At 58.8% G+C, this 257-nt stretch carries 1 protein-coding gene; it reads right to left on the reverse strand.

The window, feature by feature from the left end; all coding sequences use genetic code 11:
- Positions 1 to 54 precede the first annotated feature (54 nt).
- On the reverse strand, positions 55 to 257 hold a 203-nt coding region (locus ACLJNW_RS26480), incomplete at its 5' end, for a phage tail sheath C-terminal domain-containing protein (RefSeq protein WP_410961550.1).

Consider the following 257-nt stretch of genomic DNA (forward strand, 5'->3'; position numbering starts at 1 on the left):
GTCGATGAACAGGTTGGTATTGGTCAGGGTTTGCGGAATCATCACGGGCGCTCCTTAGGCGACATCCAGAACTTCGGTGAGCCACTGATCGGTCACCTCGACACGGAAATTGGGGTTCTCGGCAGGCGGCACATCGGTGAAGCGGATGTTCCAGTACACCTTGCCCTGGGCCAGCTGGCTGGCGCTGTTCAGGTCCGGGTCGGCATAGACCTCGAAGTTGATCACCGCTCCCTGGTTCTTCAGATCGCGCATGAAGG

Origin of the sequence: Salmonella sp. SAL4457, from assembly GCF_046548235.1 — a bacterium.
GTDB classification, from domain to species: domain Bacteria; phylum Pseudomonadota; class Gammaproteobacteria; order Enterobacterales; family Enterobacteriaceae; genus Salmonella; species Salmonella enterica.